The organism is Pararcticibacter amylolyticus (assembly GCF_003130405.1).
Taxonomy (GTDB): domain Bacteria; phylum Bacteroidota; class Bacteroidia; order Sphingobacteriales; family Sphingobacteriaceae; genus Arcticibacter; species Arcticibacter amylolyticus.
Map to the genome: position 1 here is coordinate 171,315 of NZ_QEAS01000003.1, position 7,659 is coordinate 178,973.

Genomic DNA, 7,659 nt, shown 5'->3' on the forward strand with positions numbered 1-7,659 from the left:
AAATTTGCTTCAGTGGAATTTAAGATGGATGAGCTTCACCGGCTTTTAATCAGATTTTAGCTTCCCTGTAAAATCAATACTCCTGCTGAATGGATGAAGGAAATGATCTACCAGCACTGCCGCAGCTCTCCTGTCCAGTTCTGTTAACGTCAGGGCGGACTTTCCGGGATTTAGCCTGTTGAATTCGGACAACAACAGGCTGCTGTCGAACCCGGAGACCAGCGTTTTAAAAACAGCAGATAAAGATTCAAGCGTGAGGGCACTGCCCGAAGCCTGATAATTACCGAGAGCGGGATAATATTCTTTAAGCCCGCTTACCAGTTCATATTCACTGATTGCCCGTTCGGGATAAAACCATGTCTGGTTGGCCCACTTATAGGCAAGGCCCGATCCTTTCATTATCCCGGTCGCTCCGATACGCTGTATAGCTGCAAAATCCCTATCATCCGGTTTCACATCAATAAACGGCATCAGATAACCTTTCGAATCCAGGATCGCCTGCTGAACTTTCCTGACATCGACCTCGCGGGGCTGCTGATTTGACTGAAGTGAAACAGCAGCAAGTGCTCCTGCCGCCTGCCCGATAGTGAGAACGACCGGCTGCAAGCGTGTAGCGCCGTTTACAATATTTGTTACACTGATACTCTTTTCTGCTACGATCAACCCATCTGTTCCCTGAGGAATTAAGGCCCCGAGGGGAACATTATAGCTGGGTACTTTGATCTTTACAAAATCAATCTTTGGCGCCGCTGGATTTTTGAGATGATGGTGGTCAATCGTGTAATCTCCCACGGCAATTCCAGTACGGTACAAAGGATCCGGCTGCGCATAAGGCGCGGAAACATGATTCAGCGTTAAGGTAACAAGCCCCTTCATTCTTCTCGACTCCCTGTGGTAGGGGATCATAGGAAGCTTGTCGCGGGTAGGATATTCATCTTCCGCAATACCCAGGTTCTTAAACCCCAGGACAGTCTGGATGTAGTATACGAAACGCAGTGTATGTAATTTGGCTTCTTTTAAGGCGACTTCCCTTTCCGCCGGAGTCTTTTCTATAATATTCAGATAGATGTCGTTTCCGTCCTTCGGCCAGTTGATCATGTATTTATTATTCGGCAGCCGGCCGTATTGCATCATCTGGTAGCAATTGTTATCAGGCCCTGTTATTTTCGAAGGGTCAGAAACATCGCAGGCATTTTTAAATTCATTGGGATCATATCCATGAGGTTTCCTGATCGTACGGTCCGCTCCTTTTCCATAATCCTTCAGAGTGACTACATAGGTAAGGTCCTGAATAATATCGTTTGCCTGTTCAGGGGCGTACTCCTCTTTTGTATCGTAACGGCTGTCCATCCCGATAGAATACGGAACTTTAAGGGATGCCATGACATCTCCAAGCTCTGTAGCATCGATGATCAGATCAGCTTCTACTGACAGCTTCTTCTTCCCTTTTTGTACAGTGTTCAGCCACTTATTTCCCTGCCGTTCTGATTTTATCCACGTGGTATTGAACCAGATCGCAAGATTTTTATTCACAGCAAGCTCTTTCAGGATCTTATTCCCGACAGAGGGTTCGAATAAAGTATTACTTACCCAGCCTGTTTCCACTTTTTCTGGCCCGCCGTAATAATCATACAGCTTTTGCCTGAACTCTCCCCATAAACCCGAAGGCATATTATGATTTCCGTCTATTGCTGAAACTCCTGCGGAAGTAAGCATTCCACCCAGCCACTCTGTTTCTTCCACAATGAGCGTTTTCACTCCCATTCTCGAAGCCTGAACAGCGGCAGTCGTTCCGCTCGCTCCGCCTCCTATCACTACCAACTGGAATTTTGCAGATTGGGCATATAATCCGGATGCGGTCAGAATGCTTAAAAGAATAACGGCAAGAGGAAATCTTAAGGAGTATTTCATATGTCTAAAATAAAAAAAATTTCTTATTAATAATTCTATTAATAATTTTTTTTAAAAACTATTCTATAATTGTTATATCGAGCTCCTTAAGTACCGTTTGCTGACCTTTATTCGTAACATTAGCAGCAACAAAGCTTACGCGGTAAATTCCCGGCGCAGAAAACACGTGTGAATAAACAGCCTTCATATCATCCACATATTGCTTAATCGGGGTACCCGTATCCGGGCTTGTCCGGTTTGGATACAGTGCTTTTGTAACCGCCCAGTCCTCAGTATAAACCAGGCTGCTGTTTGGCGAGAAATAGATCATGGCAGCATTATTGAATGTCCAGCTATTATTGGGATTGGCAAAATCTACGGCAGTCCAGCCGGCATCGATACGGTCAGTCACCACATTCGACACGCCATTTGGAAAAGTATTGGTTACATTAAACTTATATATCCGCCATAACCTTTGGGTAGTAGTAGTAGCTCCTGCGGGTGCAGGCTCGCCGACATATCTGAAAGCAAGATATAAAGGTTTTCCGGCTACATAAAGATCCGTGATGTCAGCATCGCCCGATGGTGTTTCTGTAGCTCCCCCGAAGGTGAGACGATCGCTGACATTTGTCCATGTAGCAGCCTTTACGTGAGCGGTGTCGTATATTCCCTTAAAATCAGACGATACCATCAGGCGCAGGTTATTCGGTTGAGAGCCATACAGAACCTGGGTGGCCATGTTCACTTTGAGAACAGTATTCTCAAATTCAACACGGTCTTTATACTTATATTCTTTTCCGCTCTCGCCGGAATAAAAGGTAATGGTATTGGCAGAACCAGTGAACAAAAAACTCACCGGTTCATTTACTTTGTATTCCGTTTTTTCAAGCTTTACATCAAAGTCGGGCGTCTCAACATCATCTTTCCTGCACGAGGTTACAGAGAAAGAAACTGCTGCTATTATAACATATAATATTCTTTTCATACTCCTAAGCAATTAATTCTTACCAGCCTTTATTTTGGATCATATCCCTGTTTAGCGACAGCTCTCTCGATGGGATAGCAAAGAGAGTATCCCGACGGGTGAGATTATTGGCGGACCTGGCAGCAAGCTTCCAATATTCGGGTGCCGATGAATTGATCACGCTTGCGGTGCCTTTCATCACCTGGTAATAGATATCCCACCTGACCAGGTCGAACCGGCGTAATCCTTCAAAGCCGAGCTCCAGCGATCTTTCTTTCTGTAATGCAGTCCTGAAGTCGACAACATCAAGTCCCGCAGGAAGATCGGCGAGAGCTTTAAGGGCCTGCTTCCTGGTTGCATCTGTCTCCGACAGAACACCGTAAGCGCGCTCGCGGACGGCGTTTATAGCATCATAAGCAGCTTGTGTAGGGCCGTTAATTTCGTTTTCGGCCTCAGCGAACATCAGCAATACATCTGAATACCGCAGCAGGGGAAAGTTAATAGTCGTGCTGCTGGTATATTTTGGTGTTGCAGTCTCATATTCCCTTCTCCACTTTGCATTGCAGCGATTGTATATAATGGTCGCATTTGACGTCCCGGCATAAGGAGTCTTGCTTCCGTCTGTGCCATAATAATAATCATTAATCGTCCAGTCGCGTCTCAGATCTCCTGTAGAGAAAGCTTCATAATAAGACTTCATCACTTTCACAGCACCATAGCTGTATCCCACCGCCTCATTGCTGGTCCCGATCCCTGTAATGGAACCTAAAGAACCCTCTTCATATTGCCCGCTTGAAGTCTTTGTAAACTCCACTTCCCAAATACTCTCCTTCGTATCATATTTGTCCTGGCACATATTAATGAAGACCTGCTTATAATCTTTATTCAGCTCATGTTGTCCGGAATCCATCACTTTCAGGGCCCATTTTCTTGCATCTTCGTAGCGTGAACGATCGCGAAGTGGGGCTCCTGCCATTTTTAGGTTAACCCTCGCAAGCACTCCCCAGACCGCAGATTTAGTAATCCTGCCGCTATGAGAATAGGCATTGATGGGCTTAACCCTTTTCTCGGCCTCAGTCATATCTGAAATGATCTGATTGTATATAACAGGTAACGGGGATTTTGGGAAATTACTTTGCCCCACATCGTCTGTCGGCTGAAGCCTCAGCGGCACTTCGCCGAAATTAGATGTCAGGATAAAATAATAATACCCTCTCAGGAACAAAGCCTCTCCCCTGGCCACTTCGCGGCTTTGAGAGCTCATTTGAGCGCTGTCGATCCGGCTTAACAGCAAATTTGCGCGGTCTATGCCCTGGTAAAGGGTAAACCAGGTATTGGTGAGTTTCACTTCAGCGGGATCATAATTATAGAGTGAAAGATCGGTAACGGTAGCGGAAAGAGAATTAAATCCTTCGTCACTCATATCCATTTCAAAATACAGATACCGTCCGTAGGTGGCACTTTTTCCCAAGCGGTCATAAACGCCTGTTAAATATGCATATACTTCATCCTCATTCCTGAAATAATCTCCGGGCAACACGGTATCCTTTGGTTTGGTGTCCAGGAAGTTATTACATGCTGCAATAAAGAGACTCACAAACAGCAGAAAATATAAAATCGGGTTCTTCATCTTCATGTACTGATTAAAAAGTAGCATTTAAACCAAAAGTCAGCGTCTTTGCCCTCGGATAGGCAGAATAGTCAAATCCAGGAGTAAGGGCCGATCTCCTTACCGATACTTCCGGATCATAGCCGGAGTAATTGGTCCATGTGTACAAATTCTGAGCGGAGGTATATACTCTTAATGTTCCGATCCCCATGCGCCTTGACAGGTTCTTAGGAAGGGTGTATCCGAGTGCTACCGTTTTAAGCCGGAGATAGGAGCCATCTTCAATTATACGGGTAGAATAAGCTTTCATCGTTATCCCTTTGGCTGCCGGTATATCACTATCAGGATTCTCCGGAGACCATCGGTTGGCATACGAAGCGAACTGGTTGGTATTATATTTATAACCAGACTCCAGCATCTGGCGATTGGCATTGATGATATCATTTCCGTAAGACCATTGGAAAAATACGTTCAGATCAAAGCCCTTATAGGTAAAGTTATTATTGAACCCGCCTGTATGAACAGGATAGGGCTGAGCAATGATCGTCCGGTCTGAATCGTTAATAAGCAGGTCTCCATTGATATCTTTATATTTTATATCACCGGGATTAATATTCTCCCTGGCTTCGCCATTTGCCGGGCGGTCACGCCTCAGGGTATACTTTCCCTGCCCGTCCTGGTCAAAATCTTCAAAAGAGTACACTCCATCAAAGATATATCCGTAGACCTGCGCTATCGGACTACCAACCTGGGCTATATACGGATAGATGTTCACCCAGTCGTCCCCCCATCTCATCGAGGTCAGCATATAAGACTGGTTATCAGCTAAAGCAACCACTTTGTTCCGGTTAAAGGAAATATTGAGTTCTGAAGACCACCTGAATTTCTTATCAACAGGTACAAAACCCAATGTCAATTCCAGTCCTTCGTTTCTGACTTTCCCGATATTCATCATTTGCCTTTCGTATCCTGTACTAAGTGCCTGGTCGGCATTCAGCAGAAGATCGTATGTATTCTTCCTGTACACATCAGCTGCCAGGGTTAACCGTTCGTTAAAGAAGCCAAGATCAATACCCAGGTCTATCTGCTCTGTACTCTCCCATTTCAGATTTGAATTTCCCAGGACAGAAGCGTAACTGCCTTTCTGAATATTATTTCCAAAGCCATAACCACTTGAATTGTCAATAGAGATCCCGGGATAAGCAGCATAGTTGCTGAACTGGTTATTTCCGGTTATCCCCCAGGAACTTCTCACTTTTGCGTTCGATATGAACTTGTATTGCTTTAAGAACTCTTCACTGCCCAAACGCCAGGCGAAAGCTGCTGATGGAAAAACACCCCAGCGGTTATCTCCTAAAAACCGGGATGAGCCGTCTGCCCTCAATGATGCCGTAAAAAGGTATTTCGACTTCAGGGTATAGTTCACCCTGGACAAAAAGGACATCTGCTTCCAATCTGACGAAAAAGATGTAATAGTAGAAGGATTACCCTCATCAAGCCCGTTCAGTCCAAGGGACTCATTCGGAATTAAGATAGCAGTTGCTCCAAAAACATTGCTGCTCCCTCCTTCCATTGTCATTCCTGCAAGGGCCACCAATGAATGGTTCTTGTTAAAAGTTTTGTTAAAAGTCAGGGTATTAGTATTCTGCCAGTTTGTAGAATTGTATATTGTTTTGCCGCCATTTACTTTATTGGCGGTTGTATAATTGCCGCTCCTTGTCAATGAATTGTTAAACGTACGGACCTCTCTTCCCCCGCGTGAAATGCCGCCTGCTACACGTAATTTTAAATTCTTATTAATCAGATAATCAGCAAAAGCATTTGTTGTAAAGCTGTTAGTATAGTTCTCTCTGAGTTCATTCTTAGCAGTTAAAACAGGATTGAACCTGAAATCAGAGCTTTGCTCTACCTCCGGATCGTTTGTTACATCAAGCAAATCAACCGTAGGGTCTCCGGTAACAGGCCGGTAGGCCCATACGCTAAAAAGCAGGTTTATCTCATTGTTATAGGTTTCACTGGAAGTAGCAGTCCCGTAATATTTAATATCAGAATAGGTAGAATTAAACCCGATCTTTAATTTATCGGATACTTCCTGATCGAGACTAAAACGTCCCTGAGCCCTTCTGAAGCCAGAGTTGATAATGATCCCGTCCTGGTTAATATGCGATACGGATGCATTATATTTTGTCTTCTCTGTGCCGCCTGCAAGAGCTATATGATTATTATACATCCCGGCAGTCCTCATTACCTGATCCTCCCAGTTAATTCCTTTCAAGCCCCTGTAAAGCTCCGCATCAAAAACCGCATCCTTCCATTCGTCAAGGTAGCCATACAGGTTTGCTGTATTAACCGGATCAATTTCATTCTGAAGCTTTACAAACTCATAAGGACTGAGAACAGCCAAACGTTTATTACTCTGCTGAAATCCATAATAGCCGTTGTAAGTGATGACAGGCTTGCCTTCCTTTCCCCTTTTTGTCGTGATTACAACGACACCGTTAGCCCCGCGGGAACCATAAATAGCGGTAGCAGATGCGTCCTTTAAGATGTCGATTGATTCAATATCGTTCGGATCAATAGAATTCAGCGGATTAACAACACTGGAGCCCGGATCTTCCATTGGAAAACCATCGATCACATACAAAGGAGTATTCGTTTGGTTGATAGAATTGTATCCCCGGATTACAATCTCAATATTCGAACCGGGCTGACCTTCCTGCGAGGTTACCTGCACTCCTGCGATACGTCCCGCCAGTGCTTCATCAAAACTTTTTACCGGTGCCTTGAGGATGTCATTCATTTTAACTGACCCTACAGAGCCGGTGAGGTCGCTCTTCTTTACCGGCATATATCCATCCACAACAACCTCATTAAGTGTCGAAGCCGATTCTGTCAGAACAACATTTAAGTCACTGCCGGAACCTATAGCTACTTCTTTGCTTGTGTACCCAATACTGCTGAATACAAGAATTTTATCCTGCGGAGTGATGCTTAACTGAAAACGGCCATCGATTCCGGTACTGACACCCCGTGCCGCCCCTTTCACTTTTACAGTCGCCCCTATCAGCGGCTCTCCATAAGAATCTTTTACCAATCCTTTTAAAACTCTCGTTTGAGCTTTCATTTCCAGGTTCTGAAGGCAAACGAAAAGAATCGTCAGAAGAATGCAGGATAGATTTTTTCTGTTTGTAATAAA

The 7,659-nt window shown here is 44.6% G+C and carries 4 protein-coding genes; all 4 read right to left on the reverse strand.

The features are described 5' to 3' along the window. Positions 1 to 45 precede the first annotated feature (45 nt). Positions 46 to 1,911 (reverse strand): FAD-dependent oxidoreductase, encoded by a 1,866-nt coding sequence (locus DDR33_RS05190; protein ID WP_109414706.1) that lies wholly within the window; start codon positions 1,909 to 1,911, stop codon positions 46 to 48. A gap of 58 nt (positions 1,912 to 1,969) precedes the next feature. After that, complete coding sequence (locus tag DDR33_RS05195; RefSeq protein ID WP_109414707.1) at positions 1,970 to 2,875, reverse strand: DUF5017 domain-containing protein; 906 nt, start codon at positions 2,873 to 2,875, stop codon at positions 1,970 to 1,972. A 19-nt stretch (positions 2,876 to 2,894) separates the two neighbouring features. Continuing rightward, positions 2,895 to 4,484 carry a RagB/SusD family nutrient uptake outer membrane protein gene (locus DDR33_RS05200; protein WP_109414837.1) on the reverse strand — a complete coding sequence of 530 codons (1,590 nt, stop codon included), beginning with the start codon at positions 4,482 to 4,484 and terminating at the stop codon, positions 2,895 to 2,897. A 13-nt stretch (positions 4,485 to 4,497) separates the two neighbouring features. Further along, on the reverse strand, positions 4,498 to 7,659 hold a 3,162-nt coding region (locus tag DDR33_RS05205), incomplete at its 5' end, for a SusC/RagA family TonB-linked outer membrane protein (RefSeq protein ID WP_317047416.1).

Excerpts from the sequence above, each read along its gene's own strand:
- DDR33_RS05190 (WP_109414706.1), bottom strand. The coding sequence starts at position 1,911 with ATGAAATACTCCTTAAGATTTCCTCTTGCCGTTATTCTTTTAAGCATT.
- DDR33_RS05195 (WP_109414707.1), bottom strand. The coding sequence starts at position 2,875 with ATGAAAAGAATATTATATGTTATAATAGCAGCAGTTTCTTTCTCTGTA.
- DDR33_RS05200 (WP_109414837.1), bottom strand. The coding sequence starts at position 4,484 with ATGAAGAACCCGATTTTATATTTTCTGCTGTTTGTGAGTCTCTTTATT.